This is a genomic window from Sphaerisporangium sp. NPDC049002 (genome assembly GCF_040649355.1).
Lineage (GTDB): Bacteria > Actinomycetota > Actinomycetes > Streptosporangiales > Streptosporangiaceae > Sphaerisporangium.
The window spans coordinates 1-24370 of record NZ_JBEZFH010000103.1; the positions used below are offsets into that span (position 1 = coordinate 1).

Below are 24370 nucleotides of genomic sequence, written 5' to 3' on the forward strand. Positions count from 1 at the left end.
CACTCCCAGCGGATCCCGCGTCGGCGGACCCACGTGGGCCCACTTCTTGTACGACCAGAAGCGGAACAGCGTGCCGAGGGCCGTGCCGATGATGAGCGAGATGTTGTAGCTCACCGGGTCGACGATTTCGAGCGTGTACTCGACGAAGCCGATGATGAGCAGCGAGATCAGCAGGCCGATGCCGTTGAGCACGAAGAAGAGGAAGTACTCGCGGGCCAGGCCGGACTGCTCGCGGTGCCGCCACGTCCAGTAGCGGTTGGCGAGGTAGGCCAGCGTGGCGGCGACCACGGTCGCGATGACCTTGGAGGTCAGCGGCCCGAGCTGCACCCCGTACCGCAGCAGGTTGGTGCCGCCGAAGTCGACGACGAAGGCGACGGCGCCGACCGTGCCGAACTTGGCCAGCTCGCGGAAGAGCGAGGAGAACCTGTCATACAGGCGACGAATGAGCTGCACAACAGTCCTTCCTCGGGTTCCGAAGCCCCCTCAGGTTACCGGTGCTCCGTCGGGCCCCGCGTCCGGTCACGCAAGCTCGTCAAAAACACTGTTTGGTGAAATATCGCGACTTTCACGGGTAGTAACTGACGTGGTGCGCTAGGCTGCGCCGCAGATCGCAAAGGTGTGCCCTGGAGAGGTGGCTCCTAGCGTGCTGCGCCGACTGGTCGCTCTGGGAATCAGTGCCGCCCTGCTGACAGCCTGTGGCGCACAGGACGACGGTCAGCCGGACCGTACCCCGACACCCGGGTCCGTGGCCGCCCCGGCCCAGACCGTGGGACCCGAGGACGCCATCGCCGCGTTCGGCCTGCTCAAGGAGCTTGACGACGCCTGGAAGAAGCACGACTGCGCCAAGGTGGCCTTCCTGACGACCTCGGCGGCCGGCGAACTGGGCGCCCGTGCCTGCGAGGCGGTCAAGAACAGCCGTCCTGCCCCCGCACCTCTGAACTACAGCGATGCCGACTATTTCCTGCCCGACCATCCCGCGGAGCGTCCTTGGTTCGTCGCGCTGGCCCACGAGCCCCGGCCGTCCTACTTCCTCTTCGTCCGCGAGGAGGACCGCTGGCGGCTCGCTTACGGCCCGATCCGGGTCCTCGGGGCCGCTCCCGACCTCGACACCCAGCAGACGACCCGTGCCGTGCCCACCGACGATCCTGACGACGGGGTCCGCGCCCGGCTCGTGCCCCAGAAGCACCTGGCCTTCCTGTCCGACCGCGCGGGGCTGAGCGGCGTGCGGTTCGCCTCGGGCGACCCGATGCGCGCCCTGCTCGCCGAGCTGATCGGGAAGCCGGCCACTGTACGGCCCGACCGGCTCAGCTCCGACGTCCAGCTCGTACCGTCCGAGACCAGGGCCCTCGGGCTGGCCGACGGCGGTGCGCTGGTCTTCCACGCACTCAAGATCGTGTACACGCAGAAGACGGGCGCGCGCGGGCTCGCCCATCCCCTCTTCGGCGCGGGCGCCGTGCGCGCCTTCACCGGCAAGCCGGGTCCCAAGGCCATCCACGCGGCCGAGGTGGTCCTTCTCGCGACCAAGGTCACCGCCGACGGGAAGCTGACCACCGTCGCGATGACCAGAGGCCTCGCCGACATCACCGCCTGACCCTCGCGCGCCCCCCGTACGGGAGACCGGCCGACATCACGGCCACCCGATGGTCCTGGGTAGGGTTTGAGCTTGTGACCAGTGTTGTGACCAGGGGCGAAACGCCTCCTATCGGGCCTGTCGTCGGCATGGTCGGCGCGGGCCAGCTCGCCCGCATGACCCAGCAGGCGGCCATCGCGCTCGGCGTCGAGCTGCGCGTCCTCGCCAACTCCCTCGACGAGAGCGCCGCCCGGGTGATCGCCGACACGCGGCTCGGCGACTACCGCGACCTCGCGGCGCTGCGCGAGTTCGCCGCCGGCTGCGACGCGATCACCTTCGACCACGAGCACGTGCCGACCGGCCACATCCGGGCACTCGCCGCCGACGGCGTCGCCGTTCACCCGGGGGCCGAGGCGCTCGTGCACGCGCAGGACAAGGCCGTGATGCGCGAGCGGCTCACCGCGATCGGCGTCCCCTGCCCCGCCTGGGCCCGGGTCTCGTCCGCCGACGACCTTGAGGGATTCGGCAAGGAGCACGGCTGGCCCATCGTGGTCAAGGCGGTGCGCGGCGGCTACGACGGCCGGGGCGTCTGGATCTGCTCGTCCGCGGAGGAGGCCACGGAGGTGCTGGCCAGCGGCACCGACCTGATGGCCGAGGCGTTCGTGCCCTTCGAGCGCGAGCTGGCCGTGCTCGTGGCGCGGTCGCCGCACGGCCAGGGGGTCAGCTACCCGGTGGTGGAGACCGTCCAGCGGGACGGCATCTGCGTCGAGGTCATCGCGCCCGCGCCGGGCCTCGACCCGGAGGCCGCCGCGGTGGCGCAGCACACCGCGCTCAAGATCGCCAACGAGCTCGGCGTTACCGGCCTGCTCGCGGTGGAGATGTTCCAGCTCCCGGGCGGCCGGATCGTGGTCAACGAGCTGGCGATGCGCCCGCACAACAGCGGCCACTGGACCATCGAGGGCGCCCGCACCTCCCAGTTCGAGCAGCACCTGCGCGCCGTCCTCGACCTGCCGCTGGGCTCCCCGGCCCCGGCCGCGCCCGTCGTGGTCATGGTCAACGTCCTCGGCGGGGAGGATCCCGGCGTCTTCGGCCGCTACGAGCACGTGATGGCCCACGACCCTGGCGTGAAGATCCACTTTTACGGCAAGGAGGTGCGGCCCGGCCGGAAGATCGGGCACGTCACCGCGCTCGGCACCGACCTCGACGAGGTACGGGCCCGCGCCCGCCACGCCGCCGTCCACCTCGCCACGGGAGAGTACGTCTGATGACCGGAGATCCCGTGGTCGGCATCGTGATGGGCAGCGACTCCGACTGGCCGGTGATGCGGCTCGCCGCCGAGGCGCTGGATGAGTTCGGCGTCCCCTTCGAGGCCGACGTGGTCTCCGCGCACCGCATGCCCCAGGAGATGATCGCCTACGGCGAGCAGGCGGCGTCCCGGGGAATCCGGGTGATCATCGCGGGCGCCGGGGGAGCCGCCCACCTTCCCGGCATGCTGGCGGCCGTGACCCCGCTCCCGGTCATCGGCGTTCCGGTGCCGCTGAAGTACCTCGACGGCATGGATTCGCTGCTGTCCATCGTGCAGATGCCCGCGGGCGTGCCTGTGGCCACCGTGGCGATCGGAGGGGCCCGCAACGCCGGGCTGCTCGCCGTGCGCGTCCTCGCCGCCGCCTCCGAGGAGCTGCGCTCGAAGATGACGGCCTTCCAGGCAGCACTCAGGGACCAGGCGCACGCCAAGGGCGCCCGGCTCCGTGCCGAGGCCGAGGCCCTGGGAAGCCCCGGCCCGACGGGCTGAGAAAGGTCTGGGCTACGGGCGGCCCAGGGCGCGGTAGTGCCAGCCCGAGGCGCGCCAGGTCTCGGCGTCAAGCGCGTTGCGGCCGTCCACGATCTTGCGGGCGGCCACGACGCCGCCGAGCTTCTCGGGGTCGAGGTCGATGAACTCCTGCCACTCGGTCAGGAGCAGCACGACGTGCGCGCCGCGCGCGGCGTCCAGCGCCGAGGAGCCGAAGCCGAGGGTCGGATGGGCCTTGCGGGCGTTGGCGAGCGCCACCGGGTCGTAGACGGTCACCTTCCCGCCCTGCTCGCGGATCTTCACGGCCACGTCGAGAGCCGGGGAGTCGCGGATGTCGTCGGAGTTGGGCTTGAAGGCCGCCCCGAGCACGCCGACCGTACAGCCGCGGAACGAGCCGCCCGCCAGCTCGCGGGCCAGGTCGACCATGCGGGCCCGGCGGCGCATGTTGATCGCGTCCACCTCGCGCAGGAACGTCAGCGCCTGGTCGGCGCCCAGCTCGCCCGCGCGCGCCATGAACGCCCGGATGTCCTTGGGCAGGCAGCCGCCGCCGAAGCCGAGGCCCGGGTTGAGAAACCGGCCGCCTATGCGCTCGTCGAACGACAGCGCGAGCGAGAGGTCCTTGACGTCGGCGTGCGCGGCCTCGCAGACCTCGGCCATCGCGTTGATGAACGAGATCTTGGTGGCCAGGAAGGCGTTGGCCGCGACCTTGACCAGCTCGGCGGTCGGGTAGTCGGTGATGATCAGAGGGGTGCCCTCCGAGAGCATGGGCTCATACACCTCGCGCATCACCTTTTCGGCCTTGTCCGAGACGAGGCCGAGCACGATGCGATCGGGATGCATGGTGTCCCGCACGGCGAAGCCCTCGCGCAGGAACTCGGGGTTCCACGCGAGCTCCACCAGCTCGCCGGCGGGCGCGAGCCGTACGAGCTTGTCGGCGAGGCGCTGGGCGGTGCCGACCGGTACGGTCGACTTGCCGACGACCAGGCACTCGCGGTCGAGGTACGGGGCGAGCGACTCGACGACCGCGTCCAGATAGGACACGTCGGCCGCGTACTCGCCTTTCTTCTGCGGGGTTCCCACGCAGACGAAGTGCACGTCGCCGAACTCGGCGGCCTCCTGGTAGGAGGTCGTGAAGCGTAGCCGGCCCGACTCAAGCCCGCGCTGGAGCAACTCCTCCAGCTCGGGCTCGTGGATGGGAAGCTCGCCGGCCTGCAGGCTGGCGACCTTGGCCGGGTCCACGTCCAGCCCCAGCACTTCGAAGCCCAGCGCGGCCATGCACGCCGCGTGCGTGGCACCCAAGTATCCGGTCCCCAGGACCGTCAGGCGATAGGACACGAGCGTGCTCCTTCCATGTACGGCTGTCGACCCAATCTTTACCGTTACGTTGCCGAGGCATGTTACCGGCCCCCCTACCTCCTGCAACAGTACAAATAGGACATTTCGCCAGAGGGGTGACTTCCATATACCCCTGCTTCGGCCACCGTATTGTTGGACGTCCTAGTATTTGTCCATGAGCTTCCCTCTGTACGCGCCCGCCGAAGAGCACGAGATGCTGCGTGAGACCGTGCGGGCCCTCTCCGATGAGAAGATCGCCCCGCACGCCGCCGCCGTCGACGAGAACGGTGAGTTCCCGTGGGAGGCGTACAAGGCGCTCGTCGCCGCCGAGCTGCACGCCGTACACATCCCTGAGCAGTATGGCGGGGCGGGGGCCGACGCGCTCGCGACCGTGATCGTGATCGAGGAGGTCGCGCGGGCCTGCGCGTCGTCCTCCCTTATCCCGGCCGTGAACAAGCTTGGCACGGTGCCGCTGCTGCTGTCCGCCTCCGAGGAGCTCAAGCAGCGTTACCTGGCTCCCGTGGCGCGCGGCGAGGGCATGTTCTCGTACGCCCTGTCGGAGCCCGAGGCCGGCTCCGACGCCGCGGCGATGAAGACGCGCGCGGTCCGCGACGGCGACCACTACGTGCTCAACGGCACCAAGATGTGGATCACCAACGCGGGTGTGTCGGAGTTCTACACGGTCATGGCGGTCACCGACCCGCAGGCCGGCGCCCGGGGCATCTCCGCGTTCGTCGTGGAGAAGGACGACGAGGGCGTGAGCTTCGGCGCCAAGGAGAGGAAGCTCGGCATCAAGGGCTCGCCCACCCGCCAGGTCATCTTCGAGAACGCCCACATCCCGGCGGACCGGCTGATCGGCGAGGAGGGCACGGGCTTCAAGACCGCCCTCGCGACCCTCGACCACACCCGCATCACCATCGCCGCCCAGGCCCTCGGCATCGCCCAGGGCGCGCTCGACTACGCCATCGGCTACGTCAAGGAGCGCAAGCAGTTCGGCAAGCCCATCGCCGAGTTCCAGGGGCTGCAGTTCATGATCGCCGACATGGCGATGAAGCTGGAGTCCGCCCGGCAGCTCACGTACGCGGCGGCGGCCAAGTCCGAGCTCGCCATGCACGGCCAGAAGGTCGCCGACCTCACCTTCTTCTCCAGCGCGGCCAAGTGCGCCGCCTCCGACGCCGCCATGGAGATCACCACCGACGCCGTCCAGCTCCTCGGCGGCTACGGCTACACCCGCGACTACCCGGTCGAACGCATGATGCGCGACGCCAAGATCACCCAAATCTACGAGGGCACCAACCAAATCCAGCGCATGGTCATGGCCAGGCAGCTCCTCAAGTAGGCCCCTGGACAGCGAGAACCCGGTCCCGAGGGAGTTTCCGGGACCGGGTTCGTCATGTCAGTGGATGATCTTAGGAGGGTGCCTGTTCCGTCCCTGTTCCGTGGGACGCCGCGCGCGGACGGGACAGGCGATCGTCTATCGCCTTGCGGGCACGGTCGTGCGAGCCCGGCATCAGGTGGGCGTAGACGCGAAGGGTGAATCCCAGGTCCGCGTGGCCGAGGTACTCGGCGAACTCCTTGACCGACACACCACCGGCGAGCATCACACTCGCGTAGTAGTGCCGGAGCTGGTGTACGCCCTCCTTGCGGCTCGTGGCGAACCGCTGACGGGACCTGGAATCCTTCTCCGGCTGCGGGATCACTCCGGCTTGGGCGATGGCCGGTTTCCACACGAGTTCGCTGTAGCTCCGAGCTTTGATGAACGTGTCATCGTTCCACCGGAACAACAGGTTGTGGGTGCGCGGAGCAGACGGCCTCATCCACACCGAACCTGGCATGGGTTCCTTCGTCACCGAGCCCGAGGAGCCCGAGGAGCCCAAGGCCGAGTGAGTCGCCGGCCGTCCGTTCCCTTGCTCGTAGGTACGACGATCCGAAATGCTGCCGCCCATGAGCTATGACTTGGCAGTCTGGGAAGGCGAACGGCCTTCCACTACGAAGGCGCTGGCAGCAAAGTACGAAGAGCTGATGGCGTATCTGGAGGCAGACGACAGCTCAGCACCAACACTGCGAATTCGCGCGTACGTGGAAGCTCTGCTTCGCCGCTGGCCTGACATCACCACTGACGAAGGGGAAGACAGCCCATGGTCAACAGGCCCGCTGCTGGGTGAAGCCTCCGGATCGATGATCTACTTCCCGTTGCGGTGGAGTATGGCGGACGAGGCATCGGCCTTCGCCGCCCAGCTCGCAGAAGAGCATGGACTCGTGTGCTACGACCCACAGATGGACTCCCTCCGTCCGTAAGCCCGATCCAGCTCATCCGTGTACTCCAAACTCAGGTCGCGCCGCTGCCGAAATGTTTCACGATCCGTTTCCGGAGCGCGTCCGCGTCCGCGTCGTTGAGTTCGTCGAGGATCGTCAGGGCCTCCTGCCAGCGGTCACGGGCCTGGGCGATGTCACCTGTCGCGGCGTATGTGTCGCCGAGGTGGGTGAGGACGGCGGCTTGGAACGAGCGGGCACCCACCTCCTGGAACACGGCGAGGGCCTGCTGGAAGCAGTCGATCGCTTCGTCGAAGCGGCCGAGGTGGTGATGGGCGTAGCCGATGCTGTCCAGCGTGCCCGCTTGGCCGTACCGAGAGCCGATCTGCCGCTGCAGGATGAGGGCCTGCTCGCCCGAGGCGAGGGCCTCGGCGTAGTCCCCCACACGGGCGCGGCACCAGCCGACCATGTTGAGGGCGTTCGCCTGCCCGGTGACGTGGTCTGCCGATCGGAACAGAAGCAGGGCCTCCGAGGCGTGGTCCAGCGCCGTGCGGTAGTCGCCCTGTCCCTCCAGCGCCAGTGCGAGACTGATGTGCACGTTGGCGCGAGCGGTGTCGTCGCCGTGTCCGGTGGCCAGTTCCAGCGCCTCCCCCAGGTGGGCACGCGCCTCATCGAAGCGGCCGAGCTGTGCGCAGGCGGTGCCGAGGACGCGGAGCACTCTGATCTGACCGGTACGGTCGCCGAGACGCCTCGTGGCCTCCAGTGCTATGAGCTGTACGGTCATGCGGTCGGTCCAGTGCCCCCGGCGTTCCAGGAACTCGGTCGTGGTCCAGGCCAGTTGCCAGGCGTGGACGTCGAACCCTGATCGGTGCGCGTGCCGCACGGCCGCGAGCAGGTTCTGGTGCTCAGCGGCGAACCAGTGCGTCGCCCGCTCGGAATCCGGGACATCACCCCGTGTCACTCCCGGCCCGGGTCGCGCCACCACCACCGGGTCGCGGTGAGGATTGAGCGACATGGCCGCCGTCTGGGCGGTGTGCAGGTAATGGTCGAGTAGCCGGTGTGTCGCCGCGTACCCCTCGGCGGCATCGTCCTGCAGGGAGAGCTCGGCGCTGTACGCCCGGAGCAGGTCGTGCGAGGTGAACCGGCCGGGCCGGTGCTCGGTGACCAGGCCCGCCGCGGTCAACTCGGCGAGCAGGCCGCGCGCCGTCTCCGACGTGACCCCGGCGAGACTAGCCGCGGCCGCCGTGGCGATGTCGGCGCCCGCGGTCAGCCCGAGCAGACGGAACACGCGGGCCGCGGCAGGCCCCAGAGTGCGGTACGACCAGGAGAAGACCGCGCGGACCTCGCCGGCCTCGTCCCCCGCGCTGAGGAGGTCCAGGCGCCCGCGCTCGTCGCGCAGTTCGTCGGCGAACACCGAAAGCGGGGAGGCTGGATGTCCGGCGGCTCGGGCGGCCACGATCGCCAGGGCCAGGGGCAGCCGCGCGCACCAGGTGATGATCTCGTCCATCGCATCGGGTTCGGCGGCGGCGCGCTCGGGGCCCAGGCGCCGCGCCAGCAGTTGCCGCGCTTCGCCGGCGGCCGGCGGATCCAAGGCGAGCGGATGGGCGCCTTCCACGGCGACGAGGCTGGTGAGCTGGTTGCGGCTGGTCACCAGCACCATGCTGCCGGGTGCCCCGGGCAGCAGTGGTCGTACCTGCTCGGCATCTCGGGCGTTGTCCAGCACCACCAGCATTCGGCGCCGGGCGAGCAAACTCCGGTACAGCGCCGTCTGCCTGTCCACGTCGGACGGCAGGTTTGAGACCGGGACGGCCAGGGCGTGCAGGAATCCGCCAAGTGCTTCGCCCGGTGTCATCGCCGGCCTGTTCGGGGCGAATCCGCGGAGGTTGACGTAGAGCTGGCCGTCGGGGAACCGTGCGGAGGCCCTGTGGGCCCAGTGCACCGCCAGAGCCGTCTTTCCCACGCCCGCCGTGCCTGACAGCGTCGCGATGAGGACCGCGGTGGGCTGGTCGGCAGCGCGGGCGAGAATCGCGTCAAGTTCGGCGATCTCGGTGTCGCGCCCGGTGAACCCGCGCACGTCCAGAGGGAGTTGCGCCGGGGGCGCGGTCCGGGCGTCCGCGGTCGCCGGTGAAGCCGTGCCGGTTTCGGCCGCCGCCGGCGGTGCGGGTGCCGGTCCGGATTCCGCTCCGTTCCCGCACAGGAGCGCCCGGTGCAGCTCGCGCAGTTCCTTTCCAGGGTCTAGGCCGAGTTGGTCGGCCATCCGTCGCCGAAACGTGTCGTAGCAGTCCAGAGCCTCCGGGATGCGTCCGGCGGCGTGCAGGGCACGCATCAGCGCCGTGACCAACGGCTCCGCCAAGGGGTTCTCCAGCAGCAGGTCGGCGAGTGGGCCGATGACCGTGGCCGCTTCGCCCAGGCGTAGTTCCGCCTGCGCCCAGCGCACCGCCGTGTCGAGGTGCTGCTGGTGCCATGCCTGTCGCACGCGGTCCGCCCAGTCGCCTTCGATGCCGCAAAGGGGGGCGCCCCGCCACAGCCCCAGAGCCTGCCGCAGCAGCCCGGCCTCCTCCGTCTCCGCGCATTTCCCGATTCGCGCCTGTCCGACGAGGCGCCTGAAGCGGTGCAGGTCGATGCTGTCGGGATCGACGTCCAGCACGTACCCTCCGCTGCGGCGCCTGAGCCGCGCCGATCCTTCCTCGCCGGTGCTCACCTGCTCCAGCACCCGCCGCATCCTGGCCAGATAGACATGGAGCGTGTGCCGTGCCCGCTCCGGCGGAGCCTCGCCCCACACCCGATCGACCAAGGTCTCCACGGGCACCGGCCGTGGGGTGTCCACCGCCACGGCCGCCCACACGGCCCGCTGCCGCGGAGGTCCGAGATCCACCGGCCGACCCGCCGTCCATAACTCCATCGGGCCCAGCATGCGTAACTCCACGATGCTCTCTCCCCCGTAAGCGCGAGCTCCGCCTGATCTCCCGTTGACCAGGTGATTAAGAAATCTGCAGCGTTTCGGCCACTTTCCTGGCCGATGCTGAACCCGTGATCGCCCCGTGTCAACCGGGTTCACGGGGGACGAAGTACGGACCGAACCGCCGGAAGCGTGATCGGCGACTTCGGTCCGAAACGCGAAGGAGAAAATCGTGAGCCGTCTCATCGACCGGATGATCGATCGGATCGTCCCCAAGGCCACCGCGTCCGCCTGTGACTACCGCGACGTGTGCAACGCGGCCGGCCATCCGGGCCTCTGGTGGCGCGAGTGCTGTGCGCAGACCGGCTGTTCCTGGACCTACGTCGGCCCCTGCTGACCGGCTGTGACGACACCGGGTGGCGGCGCCACGCCGCCACCCGGGCTTCCCGCGAGGAGTGACATGGGCATGGAGTACGTGAGGGCGGCGTGCGCCACCCTGATCGCGGTGGTCTTCGCGGCCTCCGCAGTGTCGAAGCTGCGGGATTTCAGGGGGTTCGCCCGGTCCCTTCCAACGCTCGTCCCGGTCAGGGCCCGCCTGGTCCGGCCGCTGGCCCTGGTCGTCGTCGCCGCGGAGACGGCGACCCCGATCCTCCTGGCGGTGCCCCGGGCGACCTCGTACGGCTTCGCGCTCGCGTGCGCCCTGCTCACGGCGTTCACCGCCGCGATCGCCGGCGTCCTACGACGGGGGCGGCAGGCTGCGTGCCAGTGCTTCGGCGCGTCCAGTGAGCCCGTCGGTCACCGTCACCTCGTCCGTAACGGCGCGCTGTTGATCAGTACGGTCCTCGGCGGGCTCGCGCCGCAGGGCCTTCCGGCTCCGGCCGGTCTGGCGGTGGCGGTCACGGCAGGCGTCGCCGGAGCGATGCTGATCATTTCGTTCGACGACGTCGTCGACCTGTTCGCGAGGAGCTCCTGATGCCCTACCTTGCCGCCGCCGTGGTGTTGCTCGGTGTGCTGTGCCTGCTGAACCTGGCGCTAATGATCGGGGTCCTGCGCCGGCTGCGAGCGCAGGCCGTCCAGGCGGACGTCCCAGCGGGGGCGCCGTCCGCGCTGGGACCGCGCTCTTCCATCGGGGAGTTCACGGCCGTCACCACTGACGGCGAGCTGGTGTCCGCCGCCACCTTGACCGGGGTGGTGGGCTTCTTCTCCTCCGGCTGCGAACCCTGCCACCGGCTGCTGCCGCGTTTCGTCGAGCATGCGCGGAAGCTGGGGCGCGAGAACGTGCTGGCGGTGTTCGGCGGCGACGACGAGGCGGCGGTACGGGCCCTCACACTTGTCGCCCGGGTCGTCGTGGCCGACCGCGACGGCGGAGCGGTGGCGCGCGCGTTCCAGAACACGTGGACCCCCATGCTCTACCTCATCGGCGACGACCACCGGATCGTCGCCGTGGGCACTCGCATGGAGGAATTGCCCCTCCCGGACCGGGACGACAGGGTCGCGGGCAAGGGGCGGCGGTGAGCGCCGTAGAGAAGAGGGATCTGCGCATCAGCCTGCGAGAGCAGCGCGCCTCCATCACCGAGGCCCTCTCGATCATCTGGCGGGCGGCATCGGTTGATGTGGCGGTGCTCCTGCTGCTGACCTTCGTCGCGGCCGCGGCGCCGATCGCGACCGCGTGGCTGACCAAGCTGGTGATCGACCGATTGACGGCTCCGGACGGCGCGGTCGCGGGACTCGCGCTCGGACTGGCCGGCACCGGACTGGGAGCCGCCGTCCTCCCGGCGATGCTCCGCCACCTTCGAGCCCACATCGGCAGGGCCGCCAACCTGGCCGCCATCGAGCGGCTGTTCGTGGCGGTCGAACGCCAGGTCGGGCTGCGCACCTTCGAGGATTCGTCCTTCCATGATCGCCTCCGGCTGGCCCAGGGGGCCACCGGTCGCATCGCCGAGTTGGTGGACGGCATCGGCAACGGTCTCGGAGGCGTGCTCTCCCTCGTCGGTTTCGTGGCATCCCTGCTCATCCTCAGCCCGGCGATGACCATGGTGGTGCTCCTGGCCGCCATTCCCGCCCTCGTCGCCGAGCTGTATCTCGCACGGCGCCGAGCGAGCACGGAATGGAACGTCGAACAGTACTACCGGCGGGAGTTCTTCTATAGCCAGCTGCTCACCGGGGTAGCCGCGGCCACGGAGATCCGCCTTTTCGGCATCGGGGCGTTCCTGCGCGCCCGGATGATCGGCGAACGACTGTCGGCGAACACGGCGATCCGGCGGATGGACCTGCGGGAACTCCGCACCCAGGCCGGACTGACGGTGCTGGGCGCGGGGGTCGCCGGGGCCGGCCTGTGGTGGGCGATCGCCGCTGCACGGCGCGGCGAGCTGAGCATCGGAGACGTCTCCATGTTCCTCGCGGCCGTCGGCGGCGTGCAGTCCGCCCTGGGGACGCTGACGTCGTCGATCTCCGGCTGGCAGGCGAGGCTGCTCGCCTTCACCCACTACGTCGCCGTCGTAACGGCCGAACCGGACCTGCCGCACGCGGAGCATGGGCACGCGCCGCCGCTGCGGCAGGGCGTCGAACTGCGGGACGTGTGGTTCCGCTACAGCGACGACCATCCCTGGGTTCTGCGTGGGGTGAACCTGACCATCCCGCACGGATGCGCCGTCGCACTAGTCGGGCTGAACGGCGCGGGAAAGAGCACGCTGGTCAAGCTGCTGTGCCGGATGTACGACCCGACCCGAGGTCAGATCTTGTGGGATGGAACGGATCTGCGCGACATCCCCCCGGCCATGCTGCGTGAGCGGATCAGCGCCGTGTTCCAGGACCACATGAACTACGACATGACGGCCCGCGACAACATCGTCCTCGGCGACCTGAGCGCACGGCATGACCAGGGACGCATCGAGGAGGCGGCCGCACGTGCCGGGCTGCACGACACGCTCGCCGCCCTTCCCCGGGGTTACGGCACGCCCCTCACCCGCATCTTCATGATCGGGGATGACAAGGATGATCCGGCGGTCGGCGTCGTCCTGTCCGGCGGTCAATGGCAGCGGCTCGCGCTCGCCCGGGCCTTCGTGCGGAACGACAGGGATCTGATGATCCTCGACGAGCCGAGCTCCGGCCTGGATCCGGAGGCCGAACACGAGATCCACACCGGCATGCGGGAGTACCGCGAGGGCCGGACCAGCCTGCTGATCTCGCATCGGCTCAGCGCCGTCCGCGACGCCGACTACATCGCCGTCCTCGACGACGGACGGATCACCGAACACGGGTCGCACGAGGTCCTGCTCGCCGCCGGCGGCAGCTACGCCAGGCTCTTCCGGCTCCAGGCCGCCGGATACCAGGAGGCTCTGTGAAGCTCGCTCTTCCGGCCGCCGGGATGCTGCTGGCCGTCGGCCTGCTGGCGCTCTGGGCCCGCCGCGGCTTCCTGGCCACGACCGTCCACGGTACGAGCATGGAACCGACGCTGCGACCGGGCGACCGCCTGCTGGTCCGCAGGACGAAGCGCGTCCGCGCGGGACAGATAGTGGTCTTCGTCTACCCCGGCGGGCCGCACACCGAAGAGCCCGTACCCGAGCGGGACCGCCCGCTCCTCATCAAGCGGGCCGTGGCCGTGCCGGGTGATCAGGTGCCTGTCGCATGGGAGCATCCGGATGTCCACGAAGTGGCAGGCACGGTGGTGCCGCGCGGAGCTCTCGTCGTGCTGGGCGACAACCGTGCGACCAGCTGGGACTCCCGGCACTACGGTCTGGTGTGCCACGACCGCTTCGTCGGCGTCGTGATCCGGCGGCTGCCCGGACGGGAACCGTCCGAAGGGGATAAGCCCCACGGGGCCATGGCGGGCTCGCGCACCGACCACCTCGCCTCCCGCGAGGAGTGATCGCCCGACGAATCTGGCGAGGCCGAGTGTGATGACCACGGCCGGTCTGGCGAAGGATTCGCCCGCCGAGGCCAGGTTCGTAAGCTGGGGGTGTGTCCCCCGCACTGGTTCTGCTCGATGGAGTGCGCTGGCAGGGTGCGCGCGTGGTCGGTGATCGCGCGCAGACCCTGCTGGCCGTACTCGCCATGCACGGGCGTGGGGGGCTCAGTGACGAGCGCCTGGTCGAGGAGTTGTGGCCCGACGAGGCGCCGGCCAACCCGACGAAGGCGCTGCAGGTGGTCGTCTCGCGGACCAGGGCGGCGACCTGCGCCGACGTGGTGGTGCGGCTCCCGCGTGGTTACCGGCTCGGGCTGCCCGCCGGTCAGGTGGACGCGCTGCTGCTCGGCGCGCTGGTGGAGAAGGCACGGGCCGCGCTGGGCGAAGACGACATGGAGCTCGCGCGTCGCCACGCCGAAGAGGCCATGGGTCTCGTGGCCGGCGGCATGGATGGCGCCACGGGCCCACTCGCCGAGCTGAGGGGCGTCGCCGCGGGGTGGGTGGCCGAGGCGCGCCGGGTGGCGGCGATCGCGCGGGGCCGGAGCGGCGCTCACGAGGGCGCGCTGCCGCTGCTGGAAGAGGCCGCGGCCGATCGGCCGCACGACGAGGAGCTGCTCGCCTGCCTGCTGCGCAGCGAGGCCGCCGTACGCGGCGCCGGCGCCGCCCTGGAGCGCTACGAGCGGTATCGCGCGGGCCTGGTCGCGCGGCTCGGCACCGAACCAGGGCCTGAGCTCGCCCGCGTGTACGCCGAACTCCTCCTGGCCGATCGGCCGGTGCGTGAGGGCATCCTGTTCGATGGTTCCTCGCTGCTCGGCCGCGACGGCGATATTCGTGCGGTACACGCCCTGTTGCAGACCAACCGGGCGGTCTCCATCATCGGCCCTGGCGGGCTGGGCAAGACGCGGCTGGCTCATGTCGTCGGCAGGAACGCCGCGCAGCCCGTCGCCCACTTCGTCGAACTCGTCGGCGTCTCCTCGCCGGAGGGCGTGGTGGGCGAGGTGGGCTCGGCGCTCGGGGTCCGGGACTCGGTCAGCGGGCGCCGTGCCCTGACCGCCGAGCAGCGCTCCGACGTTCGCGCCCGGATCGCCCAGCATCTCGACCAGACTCCGGCGCTGCTGATCCTGGACAACTGCGAGCACGTGATCGAGGCTGTCGCCGATCTGGTGGCGTTCCTGACCGTGACGACCCGCGACCTGCGGGTGCTGATCACCTCGCGCGCCCCCTTGTCGATCCCCGCCGAACGCGTCTACCTGCTCGGCGAGCTGCCCACGGGCGACGCGGTGGAGTTGTTCCGCCAGCGCGCCACGGCCGCCCGTCCAGGTGTGCGGATCGCTGAGGAGGTGGTCGAGCAGGTCGTCGCCCGCCTCGACGGCCTGCCGCTCGCGATCGAGCTGGCCGCGGCCAAGGTGCGGGTGATGTCGGTGGAGGAGATCGCGCGGCGCCTGGCGGACCGGTTCGCCCTGCTGCGCGGCGGGAACCGTATGGCCCCCGACCGGCACCAGACGCTGCTGGCGGTCATCGACTGGTCGTGGAATCTGCTGGACGAGCCAGAACGGCGGGCGTTGCGGTGGTTGTCGCTGTTCGGCGACGGTTTCACGCTGGCCGCGGCCGAGCACGTACTCGGCCCGGAGGCCCTGCACGTCGTGGACGTGCTGACCGAGCAGTCGATGGTGAGCGTCCGCGAGACGACGTACGGCCTCCGCTACCGGATGCTGGAGACCGTCAGGGAGTTCGGGCGGATGCGGTTGGGGGAGGCCGGCGAGGAGGCGCCCGCCCGGGCGGCGCAGCGGGCCTGGGCGACGGAGTACGCCCTCGAACACGCCTTCGAGCTGTTCGGCCCTGCGCAGTTCGCGGCGGTCGACGCGTTGCACGCCGAGGAGAGCAACCTCGCCGATCTGCTCCGGCAGGCTCTCAGCGAGTCCGATCCCGTGACGACCGTCCAGTTGCTGGCCGGCGTCGGCGCGCTGTGGTCGATCCGTGGCGACCACTCCCGGATCCTCGTCCACTGGGACGCGATCACCCAGGTGATCACCGGCTGGACGCCGCCGCCGTACCTTGTGGAGGTGACCAGGGCCGCCACGATGATCACGCTCATGAACATCGCGGTCCTCATTGATCGCCGCGGCGATCCGTTGCGCGATCTCCTCCGCACGCTGCCCGCCGGTGAGACGACGGATCCCCGCGTGGCGGCGATGGCCACGGTGCTGCTCGCGTGCGACGCGGCCGACGGCTCCGAGGTGCGTCGCCGGCTGGCGGAACTGTGCCGGAGCCCCGATCCTGACGTCGCCTTGACGGCCACGCAGATGAGTGTCCACGTCCTGGAGAACGCGGGTGACGTGGCCGGGGCGATCGAGGCCGCCGAGCGGACCCTGACGATGCTCCGCGAGGACGAGGGGCCGTGGCTCGCCGCGATCATGCACGCCGTGCTGGCCCACCTGGTCAGGCAGCTCGGCGACCGCCGCCGGGCCGTCGAGCACGCGCGGACCGCCATCCCGGTGCTGACCCGGCTCGGCGCCAACGACGACGAGACCCAGCTACGCGCGTTGCTGCTGACCTCCGCGCTCGCCGACGGCGACCTCGGCACCGCGGAGGCCGAGCTCGCCGAGATCACCCGGATCAACGACAACGAGACGGTGCTCGGCGGGATGGCGATCGCCTCGCTGAGCGCGGCCGAGCTCGCCCTCGCCCGCGGTGAGACGGCCGCCGCGCTCGCGGAGTACCGCCTGGCCGTCCAGCGGGCACGCGATCTGCGCCTGCCCGGAGTCCCGCTCGCGGAGTTCACGCCGTGGATGATGATCGCGGTGTCGGTCACCCTGACGGCGTACGCGTACCACGCCCCGCCGGAAGACGTCCGGTACGGCGAGGAGTTGTTCTCCGCAGTCCGGGACCACGACCTGCTGGCTTCGGGAAACCCCGTCCTCGACTACCCGCTGTGCGGCTCGGTGCTCTTCGCGCTCGGCGCCTGGGGGTTGCTTCGGGTAGCCATGGCCCCCGGCGACGCGATCGGGTTGCTGGTGCTGGCCGAGCGGTTCGCGTACAACAGCAGCATGCCCAGCATGGCCTTCGAGCGGATCGAACCGTACGCGGAGCGGGCCGCGCCCGGGATGATCGCCGCCGTGCGGGCCGAGTACGGCGACCGACGCGGCTCCGACCTGCTCGGCGAGGCGCGGCGTCTCGTCGAGCAGGTTTCCGGCCGTGACGGGCGGAGGTCACATGTGCCGTTTGTAGCTGCGTACCGACAGCGGCGCGAAGATCGCGATGACGATCAGGCACGCCAGGAGCGTCCAGGCCACCTCTCCGCTGACGAGGGCGTTGTTGGCGAGGTCGCGGGCGGCCGTGACCAGGTGTGAGACCGGGTTGATCCGTACGAACGCGGCCAGCCAGTCGGGCAGGGTCTCGACGGGGACGAACGCGTTCGACAGGAACGTCAAGGGGAACAAGATCATCATGGAGATGCCCTGCACGGCCTGGGCGCTCCGGGCGATCGTGCCGACCCAGGTGAAGACCCACGCCAGCGACCAGCCCGTGAAGATCGCCAGCAGGATCGCGGCGAGCACGCCGCCCGCTCCGCCGCCCGGGCGGTAGCCCAGCACCAGGCCCATGGAGAAGGTCAGGGTGGCCGCGATCGTATAGCGCAGCAGGTCGGCCACCATCGGGCCGGCGAGCGGCGCGATCCGGGCGATCGGCAGCGACTTGAACCGATCGAAGACACCCTTCTCCATGTCTTCGCGGAGCTGCGTGCCCGTGGCCATGCACGTCGTCAGCACGGTCTGGGCGAGGATGCCGGGGATCATCAGGGGAAGGTAGCTTTCCACGTCGCCGGCGATGGCGCCGCCGAAGATGAAGGCGAACATCGCGGTGAACAGGATCGGCTGCAGCGCCACGTCGAAGAACTGCTCCGGGTTGCGGCGCATCTTCTTGAGCGCCCGCCACGCCATCATCAGGGTCTGGCCGAGCGTCTCCCCCATGGAGACGCGCCGCCGGGCGGCGGCCACGCGGTCGGCGGCCCGTACCGCCTCGCGGGCGGGTGCGGTCATGGTGCTCATCGGTTCTCCTCGATGCCGGTCTTGTCGTCCCCGTCCGTCTCATGGCCGGTGAGGGCGAGGAACACCTCGTCCAGGCTGGGCTTGGCCACGCTCACCGAGGAGATGGACACCCCGGCGGCGCGAAGCGCGATCAGTACGTCCGCGGCCAGGTCGGCCTGGTCGAGGGCGACGTTGAGGCGGCCCTGCTCCGGGCCGAGGATCGGGTCGGAGCCGAGGACGCGCCGCACGACCTCCACGGCGGCGGGCACCGCGCCCGGCTCGGCGAGCAGCAACTGGAGGGCGGAGTTGCCGACCGCGGTCTTCAACTCGTCGGGGGTGCCCTCGGCGACTTTGCGGCCGTGGTCGATGACGGCGACGCGATCGGCGAGCTGGTCGGCCTCGTCCAGATATTGCGTGGTCAGCAGCACCGTGCAGCCATCGGCGACCAGACCGCGGATGGTGTCCCACATCTGGCCGCGCGTGCGCGGATCGAGACCGGTGGTCGGCTCGTCGAGGAAGATCAGCGGTGGCCTGGTGATCAGGCTGGCCGCCAGGTCGAGACGCCGGCGCATGCCGCCGGAGAACTGCGAGATCGGCTTGTTGGCGGCGTCCTCCAGGCCGAACTGACCCAGCAGTTCGGTGGCGATGCGCCGGGCGCGCGGCGCGGCGATGCCCTGCAGGCGACTGAAAAGCCAGAGGTTCTCGCGGGCCGTCAGGTTCTCGTCGACCGACGCGTACTGTCCGGTGACGCCGACGAGCTGGCGGATCACGTGCGGATTGCCGGCCACGTCGACCCCGAAGATCTCGGCACGGCCCGCGTCGATCTTCAACAGGGTGGCCAGCATCCGTAGCATGGTGGTCTTGCCGGCGCCGTTCGGGCCAAGGACGCCGAAGATCTCACCTGGGCGTACGTCCAGGTCGATCCCGTCGACGGCACGGTGCCCGCCGAACGTCTTCACCAGCCCTTCCGCATGTACGGCCAGATCAGTGCCCCCGTCGGGGGCCGGGCCGCCCCCGGTTCGTCCGAGTTCTGTGATGCTCATGGCCTCACTCTCGGTGGCGCCGGTTTCACGGCACCCTCGACCGGGTTTCACCGCTCATCCCCGTGATCGGATTGTTTTCCCAGGTGCCCTGGTAGCGGGTCGCTACGGGCCAGAAGGTCATGCTCGGCGTGCGAGCAGACGGCCTCATCCGCACCGAACCGGGCATGGGTTCCTTCGTCACCAAGGCCGAGGAGCGCGAGGAGTCAAAGGCCCGAGTGAACCGCCGTCCGTCCGTTTGCTCGTCTGTACGACGATCCGATGCCCGCTTCAGCTCCATCTGGTGGTGATCGCGTGCTGTGCTGACGCTCACTCGATTTCGCGTAATGCCTTCGTGGTGAGCGTCAGGAGCACCCCTGGTGGAGCTGTGTCAGGTTGTCAGCGTTGCAGGGTGAGTACGCCCGGGCGGTAGGGCAGGAGGCCGTAGTCGCCGCCGGAGCTGGGGCTGCGGCCTTGGTAGAGCAGTTGCAGGTTGCAGGGGTCGATGGTCTTGGTCTGGTCGGGGTTGCTGCGGACCAGGTCGCCGTGGCTGATGTCGTTGGTCCAGGTGGCGCCGCTGTTGGCCTTGCCGGCGAAGGGGTTGCTCTCGGTCGCGGCCTGCGGTGTCCACGAGCCGCCCAGGCTGGTGGAGGTGAACGAGCGGAAGTAGCGGCCCTGCGAGCCGATCGCCTCGACGATCATGAGGTATTGGTTCTGGCCCTGGACCTTGTAGACCTCGACCGCTTCGAACAGGTTGTTCGTCGTGTCGCTCATGACCACTGTCGAGGTCGAGCCGAAGCTGCCCGGGAAATTCCCGATGGGCATGCTGGCCCGGTAGATCTTGCCGTTGTCCCCGGCGAAGAACAGGTACATGTTGGTGCCGTCACCGATGAGCGTCTGGTCGATGGGGCCCGTTCCGGAGCCGGAGATGCTTCCGGAGAACAGGGTCTGCGCCGATGACCAGCCGTTGGGGTTGGTGGGGTCGCTTGAGGTCTTGTAGGAGAAGGCGGTCGGACCCCATTGGTAGGCCAGGACCCAGATGTTCTTGGGGGCGAAGTAGAAAAGCGTGGGCGCCACAGTGCCGGAGGACATGGTGTTCTGGCCGGCCGAGGCCATGTCGGACCAGTTGGTGAACAGGCCGAAGTTCATCGAACCCCAGCTCGATCCCGTGTCGTGCGTCGTGGCGTAGACCAGGTGCTTGCCGTTGTAGACGACGGAGGTGAAGTCCTTGAGCGAGACCCACCCCGACTTCGGGTTCGCCAGCGAGCCCGTCGATGTCCAGCGGTACGTCGACGGAAGAGCGCACGTACCGGTCGGCGTCGCGCTCGGGCTCGGGCTCGGGTTGCCGCCGCCGACCTGGACGAGCTGCCACTGCTGGTTGGCGCCGCCCCAGTCGTCGTACTGGACGATGTTGCCCCCGTCTGCCGTCGACGCGCCCTGGACCTCCAGGGCCTTGTTGCTGAGACGGCTGATGAAGCGGACGTAGCCGCTGTCGGAGTCGGCGAGGCGCCATTGCTGGTTGGTGCCGTTGCCGTCGGCCCATTGGACGATGGAGCCGCCGTTGGCGGTGGAGAAGTTGTAGACGTCCAGGACCTTGCCGGAGACGCGGGACTTGATGCGGTAGTAGCCGCCGCCTGAGTCGACGAACTGCCATTGCTGGTTGTTCCCGTTGTTGCGGGTCCATTGGGTGATGCGCCCGCCGTCGGCGGTGGAGGAGTTGTAGACGTCCAAGGCCTTGCCGCTGTTGCGGTTGACCAGGATGTACCACGCGTTGGTGTCGACGGTCGCGGCGGAGGCGCCGGACGACAGGATGCTGATCACGGTTGCCGCGAGTATCGCGGGCAGGATGATCGCCAGGAGGCGTCTGATCACAGGAATCTCCAGAGGTTGTTGCTCGAACCGTTGTCGTCGGCCAGGACGACCTGCGCGCCCTGGGAGGTACCACTGAGGCCCAGCACCCGGCCGCCGTTGGCGCACTGGACGCGGAAGGCGGCGTCGCCGCCGTAGCGGAGCCGCCACCGGTGGTCGCCGGTGCCGTTGTCGGCCCACTGCACGACGCGCGATCCCGCGGCGGTGCCCGCGTTCTCCACACCCAGCACCTTCTGGCTGTTGGAGTTGCGCAGCCGCAGGTAGCCCCCGGTGTCGACGATCGCGGTCCACAGGTGGTCGGCGGTGCCGGTGTCACCCCACTGGACGACGAGCGCGCCGTCGGACGTCGCCATGCCGGTGACGCCGAGCACCATGCCGGTGCCCACGTTCTGCAGGCGACGCGCGCCGTTGGGCACGAATCGCCACTGGTTGTCCGCGCTGCCGTTGTCGGAGTCCTGCACGGCGGGCGTGCCGTTGGCGGTGGAGCCGTTCTGGGTGCCGAGCAGCTTGGAGCTGTTGACGTTGCGGATCTTCACGGAGCCGTCACCGACGTCGGTGATCGTCCAGCGGTGGTCGGCGGTGCCCGTGTCGCCCCACTGGAGCACGCGGGCGCCGTCGGCCGTCGACATGTTCTCGACGCCCAGCACCTTGCCGCTGTTGGCGTTGCGGAACCGCAGGGCGTTGCCGTCCACGATGAGGGCCCAGTCGTGGTCGGCGGTCCCGTTGTCGGTCCACTGCAGGGCCGTCCCGCCGTCGGCGGTGGACATGTCCTGGATGCCGAGGACCAGAGCGCTGGCGGCGTTCATCAGCCGGAACCTCGCCCCGCCTCCCTGCCCGGTGGCGTTCCAGTAGACGACGTAGTTGTGGTCGTACGCGTCGTAGAACGGGCCGAGGTTGACCGTGGAGCCGTTGGCGGTGGCGGTGGCGGTGGCGGTGAAGGCCAGTGACGACGTGCTGGTCCGGGTGATCGACGAGGGGGTGAGCGTCGGCGCCGACGACAGGGAGGTGCTGCCGTAGTTCCCCGACAACACGACCGGGCCGTACACGGCGGCGGCGATGCCGGCGTTGTCGTTGGCGGCCTTCATGATCACGCGCATGGGCAGTCGCATGGTCACGGTGTCGCCCGAGGTCCACGACCGGGTCAGCTCGGCGTAGGAGCCCGGGGTGATGCCGATGTTCTGTTCGGCCCCGTTGACGCTGATCGTCGCGCCCTGGGTCCAGGCCGGGATGCGGATCCGCATCGACCACGACCCGCTCACGTTACCGGTGACCTGCAATGATGTGGTGTCGCTCACCGGGTAGGTCGTCGTCTGCGTCACGGTGATGCCGCGCTGGGACCAGTTCAGCGTCGAGGGCGCGAACAGGTTCACGAACAACGTGGTGCCGTTGTAGAAGTAGATCGAGTCCACCAGCTTCGTGTTGGTCTCGATGCCGGTGCCCTGGCAGCACCAGAACGAGTTGTAGTCCGTGCTCCAGGTGCCCCCGCCCCAGGCCGGGCCGACGCCGCGGCGGCCGCCGGGGTTGAGCGGGGTGAAGTAGGTGACGTGCCCCCGGCTGTCGGAGGGGTTCTGCTGGCCGATCATATGGTTGAACAGGGCGTTCTCGTAGTAGTCGAAGTAGTCGGCCCGGTTGGGCGAGAGCGTCCAAAGCTCCCGGGTCAGCTTCAGCATGTTGTACGTGTTGCACGCCTCGCCGGTGTCCTGGGTCAGGTAGGCGGCGATGGCGTTGGGTGCGCGGAAGTGCTCGGCCTGGCTGTTGGCGCCGTTCACGTACGTGTGCGCGTTGACCGTGATGGCCCAGGCGTTGGCCGCGATGTCCCGATAGCGGGTCGTGCCCGTCGCCTTGTACTCGCGCGCCGCCCCGATCCACTTGGGGACCTGCGTGTTGGCGTGCAGGCCGTTGAGCTGGTCCTGGTTGGACGCGAGGGGGTTGAAGACGGCGGCGTGGTCGAACCGCTGGGCCACGGTCAGCCAGCGGGAATCGCCGGTCATCTGGTACAGGTCGGTCAGCACGGCGTTCATGCCGCCGAACTCGGTGCCCAGCATCGACTGCATCTGGCTTGAGCTGAGCCGGCTCGTCCGCGTGTCCACCCAGCCCGCCAGGGCCAGCACTACCGTCCGGGCCTGGTTGTTCTCCATGAGCCGCCACACGTCGAGCAGCCCGGCGAGGGTCTTGTGGACGCAGTAGTAGGGTACGTTGCCGTTGCTGAGCGTCCGGTTCTCGACGGCGGTGATTTCGGACTCGGGGAAGCCGGACAGGTAGCCGGCGGTGAACCCCGCGGCGCCGTTGTTGTTCTGGCATTTGGCCAGCTCGGCGACCATGTAGCCGGCCTTGTCCCGGCACGTGGTGTCCCCGAGCACGGCGTAGGCCTGCGCCCATGCCGTCAGGAAGTGCCCCTGCATGTGGCTGCGGAACGGGAAGCCGGGCGCGTCCCAGCCGCCGTTGGCCGAGGCGCCGTTGGTGGACAGACGGTGGTTGGCGCGAAAGACGTAGAGCAGCCGGTCGACGTCGACGAAGCGCAGATAGTTCAGGGTGCGGTTCTGATTGTCCAGCCAGCGGCCAGAGGTCAACCGGACCTGCCCGAGGCCGAACTCGTAGGCGGCCACGCCGATGTCGGCACGTCCCCAGGGAACGGCGGCGCCGGCGGCGGAGGCACCGGCGACCTGGGCGGCGGCCGAGAGCACCACGGTCGTGCCCGCGGCCTGGAAGAGCTGGCGGCGGTTCATGGACATGGGAAGGCTCCTAGAGACAGGGGGGTGTCAGGTCAGCGGTCGTGGCCACCCGGCCGCTCACCGGTGTTCATCCGGTCGGGCCGATGGATCTGCTGCCCATGACCTTCGGCGTTGGGGAGCGCACGAGGTTTCCTCCGGGACGGGACGGGACGGGGTGGTCTGATGGCTTCCGGAGCGCCGCTCCCGGGAGCCGTCGGCGAGGTCAAGGAGTGGTCATGTCGGGCCGGCCGCGCCGAGTGTCGTTCGCGGGCGCAGGGGTTCCCAGCGTTGCGAGGCCGGTGGAGGGAACTGCGGCGCAAGTGAAGGGTCTGGGTGGCGTAGGCGGCCGGGATGAGAGGGGAATCCGACGTTCCCTGGCCAGGTCGAGGAGGGACGATTAGATTGTTATCGCTAACATTTCAACTGGCAGATCTTCATGGCGTGCTCCGTGGTCGCGTGACGCGGAGTACATCCGACTGCCGAGTCCGGTGTCAACGAGTCGCGAACTTCGCATACCTGCGCATCGCTACGGGGGCATCCATCGGCCTGGGCATTCGTTCGGATGGAGATCGCGTCGCACTCCCCGCGGAAGTGAAAGTTTCAGTGAGGTTACCGGTCGGCGACCCGTCGGACCCGGGCGGAGTGCGGGCGGAACCCCGCGTCTGGGTTTTCTAGGCCGATTCCCGGCCTGCGAAGGCCCGGGTATGTTAGCGATAACAAGATCCTTGAGCCCGCCGCGCGGTGACCATCCTCATGCCACCAACGAGGACTGCTTCTCCTGGCCGCTCGCCCTGTCAAGCGGCGGAACTCGACACGAGCCGTCCGGTGAGGAGATGACCTGCCTCCGGAACTTGGACTCCGCTCGCAGGCCAGGACTCGCGGGGACGTCGCTTCAGGGGGTGGTCACGTCCAGCGGAGTGGTGTATGAGTTGATCTCTGCGTGATCCTGTTTCTGCAGGTTAAGCGGTTAGTGTCTGCGGCTTCGGGTTTTGCTGG

The 24370-nt window shown here is 69.5% G+C and carries 18 protein-coding genes and 1 pseudogene; 11 read left to right on the forward strand and 8 right to left on the reverse strand.

What is annotated here, in order from left to right:
- The coding region (locus tag AB0B89_RS20790; RefSeq protein ID WP_358555072.1) for a GtrA family protein at nucleotides 1-453 on the reverse strand (453 nt) is incomplete at its 3' end.
- Nucleotides 454-643: 190 nt separating this feature from the next.
- Between AB0B89_RS20790 and AB0B89_RS20795 the strand changes: the two genes are divergently transcribed.
- The 3 genes from AB0B89_RS20795 (at nucleotide 644) to purE (ending at nucleotide 3362) form a co-directional block, all read left to right on the forward strand.
- On the forward strand, nucleotides 644-1591 hold the full coding sequence (locus AB0B89_RS20795) for a hypothetical protein (RefSeq protein WP_358555075.1): 948 nt from the start codon (nucleotides 644-646) through the stop codon (nucleotides 1589-1591).
- Between the two features lie 74 nt (nucleotides 1592-1665).
- The gene (locus tag AB0B89_RS20800) at nucleotides 1666-2835 is read left to right on the forward strand and encodes a 5-(carboxyamino)imidazole ribonucleotide synthase (protein ID WP_358555078.1); all 1170 of its coding nucleotides are present in this window, start codon (nucleotides 1666-1668) and stop codon (nucleotides 2833-2835) included.
- Nucleotides 2835-3362, forward strand: a complete 528-nt coding sequence (gene purE / locus AB0B89_RS20805; RefSeq protein ID WP_358555081.1) for a 5-(carboxyamino)imidazole ribonucleotide mutase — start codon at nucleotides 2835-2837, stop codon at nucleotides 3360-3362. Before AB0B89_RS20800 ends, purE begins: the two co-directional genes overlap by 1 nt.
- A gap of 12 nt (nucleotides 3363-3374) precedes the next feature.
- Here the strand turns inward: purE and AB0B89_RS20810 are convergent, their stop codons facing one another.
- Nucleotides 3375-4694 (reverse strand): UDP-glucose/GDP-mannose dehydrogenase family protein, encoded by a 1320-nt coding sequence (locus AB0B89_RS20810; protein ID WP_358555084.1) that lies wholly within the window; start codon nucleotides 4692-4694, stop codon nucleotides 3375-3377.
- 175 nt (nucleotides 4695-4869) lie between these two features.
- On the opposite strand from AB0B89_RS20810, the gene AB0B89_RS20815 reads away from it, so the two are divergent.
- Nucleotides 4870-6033, forward strand: coding sequence for an acyl-CoA dehydrogenase family protein (locus tag AB0B89_RS20815; RefSeq protein ID WP_358555086.1), 1164 nt, complete (start codon nucleotides 4870-4872; stop codon nucleotides 6031-6033).
- Between the two features lie 70 nt (nucleotides 6034-6103).
- Here the strand turns inward: AB0B89_RS20815 and AB0B89_RS20820 are convergent, their stop codons facing one another.
- Complete coding sequence (locus tag AB0B89_RS20820; protein WP_358555089.1) at nucleotides 6104-6424, reverse strand: tyrosine-type recombinase/integrase; 321 nt, start codon at nucleotides 6422-6424, stop codon at nucleotides 6104-6106.
- Between the two features lie 214 nt (nucleotides 6425-6638).
- Here AB0B89_RS20820 and AB0B89_RS20825 point away from each other — a divergent pair, with 214 nt between their 5' ends.
- Complete coding sequence (locus AB0B89_RS20825; RefSeq protein ID WP_358555092.1) at nucleotides 6639-6992, forward strand: hypothetical protein; 354 nt, start codon at nucleotides 6639-6641, stop codon at nucleotides 6990-6992.
- A 31-nt stretch (nucleotides 6993-7023) separates the two neighbouring features.
- Here AB0B89_RS20825 and AB0B89_RS20830 read toward each other — a convergent pair whose 3' ends face one another.
- Nucleotides 7024-9861, reverse strand: coding sequence for a tetratricopeptide repeat protein (locus AB0B89_RS20830; RefSeq protein WP_358555095.1), 2838 nt, complete (start codon nucleotides 9859-9861; stop codon nucleotides 7024-7026).
- 217 nt (nucleotides 9862-10078) lie between these two features.
- Between AB0B89_RS20830 and AB0B89_RS20835 the strand changes: the two genes are divergently transcribed.
- From AB0B89_RS20835 to AB0B89_RS20860, 6 genes and pseudogenes are all read left to right on the forward strand, one after another.
- A complete protein-coding gene (locus AB0B89_RS20835; RefSeq protein WP_358555098.1) occupies nucleotides 10079-10243 on the forward strand; it encodes a hypothetical protein in 165 nt (54 codons plus the stop codon).
- A gap of 69 nt (nucleotides 10244-10312) precedes the next feature.
- Complete coding sequence (locus tag AB0B89_RS20840; RefSeq protein WP_358555101.1) at nucleotides 10313-10819, forward strand: MauE/DoxX family redox-associated membrane protein; 507 nt, start codon at nucleotides 10313-10315, stop codon at nucleotides 10817-10819.
- Nucleotides 10819-11361 carry a TlpA disulfide reductase family protein gene (locus AB0B89_RS20845; RefSeq protein ID WP_358555104.1) on the forward strand — a complete coding sequence of 181 codons (543 nt, stop codon included), beginning with the start codon at nucleotides 10819-10821 and terminating at the stop codon, nucleotides 11359-11361. The genes AB0B89_RS20840 and AB0B89_RS20845 overlap by 1 nt, the downstream gene beginning before the upstream one ends.
- A complete protein-coding gene (locus AB0B89_RS20850) occupies nucleotides 11358-13190 on the forward strand; it encodes an ABC transporter ATP-binding protein (RefSeq protein ID WP_358555107.1) in 1833 nt (610 codons plus the stop codon). Before AB0B89_RS20845 ends, AB0B89_RS20850 begins: the two co-directional genes overlap by 4 nt.
- Entirely contained in the window at nucleotides 13187-13714 is a 528-nt protein-coding gene (locus tag AB0B89_RS20855; protein WP_358555110.1) for a S26 family signal peptidase, read from the forward strand. Before AB0B89_RS20850 ends, AB0B89_RS20855 begins: the two co-directional genes overlap by 4 nt.
- A 185-nt stretch (nucleotides 13715-13899) precedes the next feature.
- Nucleotides 13900-15270 (forward strand): annotated as a pseudogene (locus AB0B89_RS20860) (BTAD domain-containing putative transcriptional regulator); the annotation flags it as partial.
- 1689 nt (nucleotides 15271-16959) lie between these two features.
- Here the strand turns inward: AB0B89_RS20860 and AB0B89_RS20865 are convergent.
- The 4 genes from AB0B89_RS20865 to AB0B89_RS20880 all read right to left on the reverse strand — a co-directional run bounded on the left by AB0B89_RS20865 (nucleotide 16960) and on the right by AB0B89_RS20880 (nucleotide 23395).
- Complete coding sequence (locus AB0B89_RS20865; RefSeq protein WP_358555113.1) at nucleotides 16960-17796, reverse strand: ABC transporter permease; 837 nt, start codon at nucleotides 17794-17796, stop codon at nucleotides 16960-16962.
- A complete protein-coding gene (locus tag AB0B89_RS20870) occupies nucleotides 17793-18818 on the reverse strand; it encodes an ATP-binding cassette domain-containing protein (protein ID WP_358555115.1) in 1026 nt (341 codons plus the stop codon). Before AB0B89_RS20870 ends, AB0B89_RS20865 begins: the two co-directional genes overlap by 4 nt.
- A 375-nt stretch (nucleotides 18819-19193) precedes the next feature.
- On the reverse strand, nucleotides 19194-20663 hold the full coding sequence (locus AB0B89_RS20875; RefSeq protein WP_358555121.1) for a non-reducing end alpha-L-arabinofuranosidase family hydrolase: 1470 nt from the start codon (nucleotides 20661-20663) through the stop codon (nucleotides 19194-19196).
- Nucleotides 20663-23395 carry a beta-L-arabinofuranosidase domain-containing protein gene (locus tag AB0B89_RS20880; RefSeq protein ID WP_358555118.1) on the reverse strand — a complete coding sequence of 911 codons (2733 nt, stop codon included), beginning with the start codon at nucleotides 23393-23395 and terminating at the stop codon, nucleotides 20663-20665. The genes AB0B89_RS20875 and AB0B89_RS20880 overlap by 1 nt, the downstream gene beginning before the upstream one ends.
- Between the last annotated feature and the right edge of the window lie 975 nt (nucleotides 23396-24370).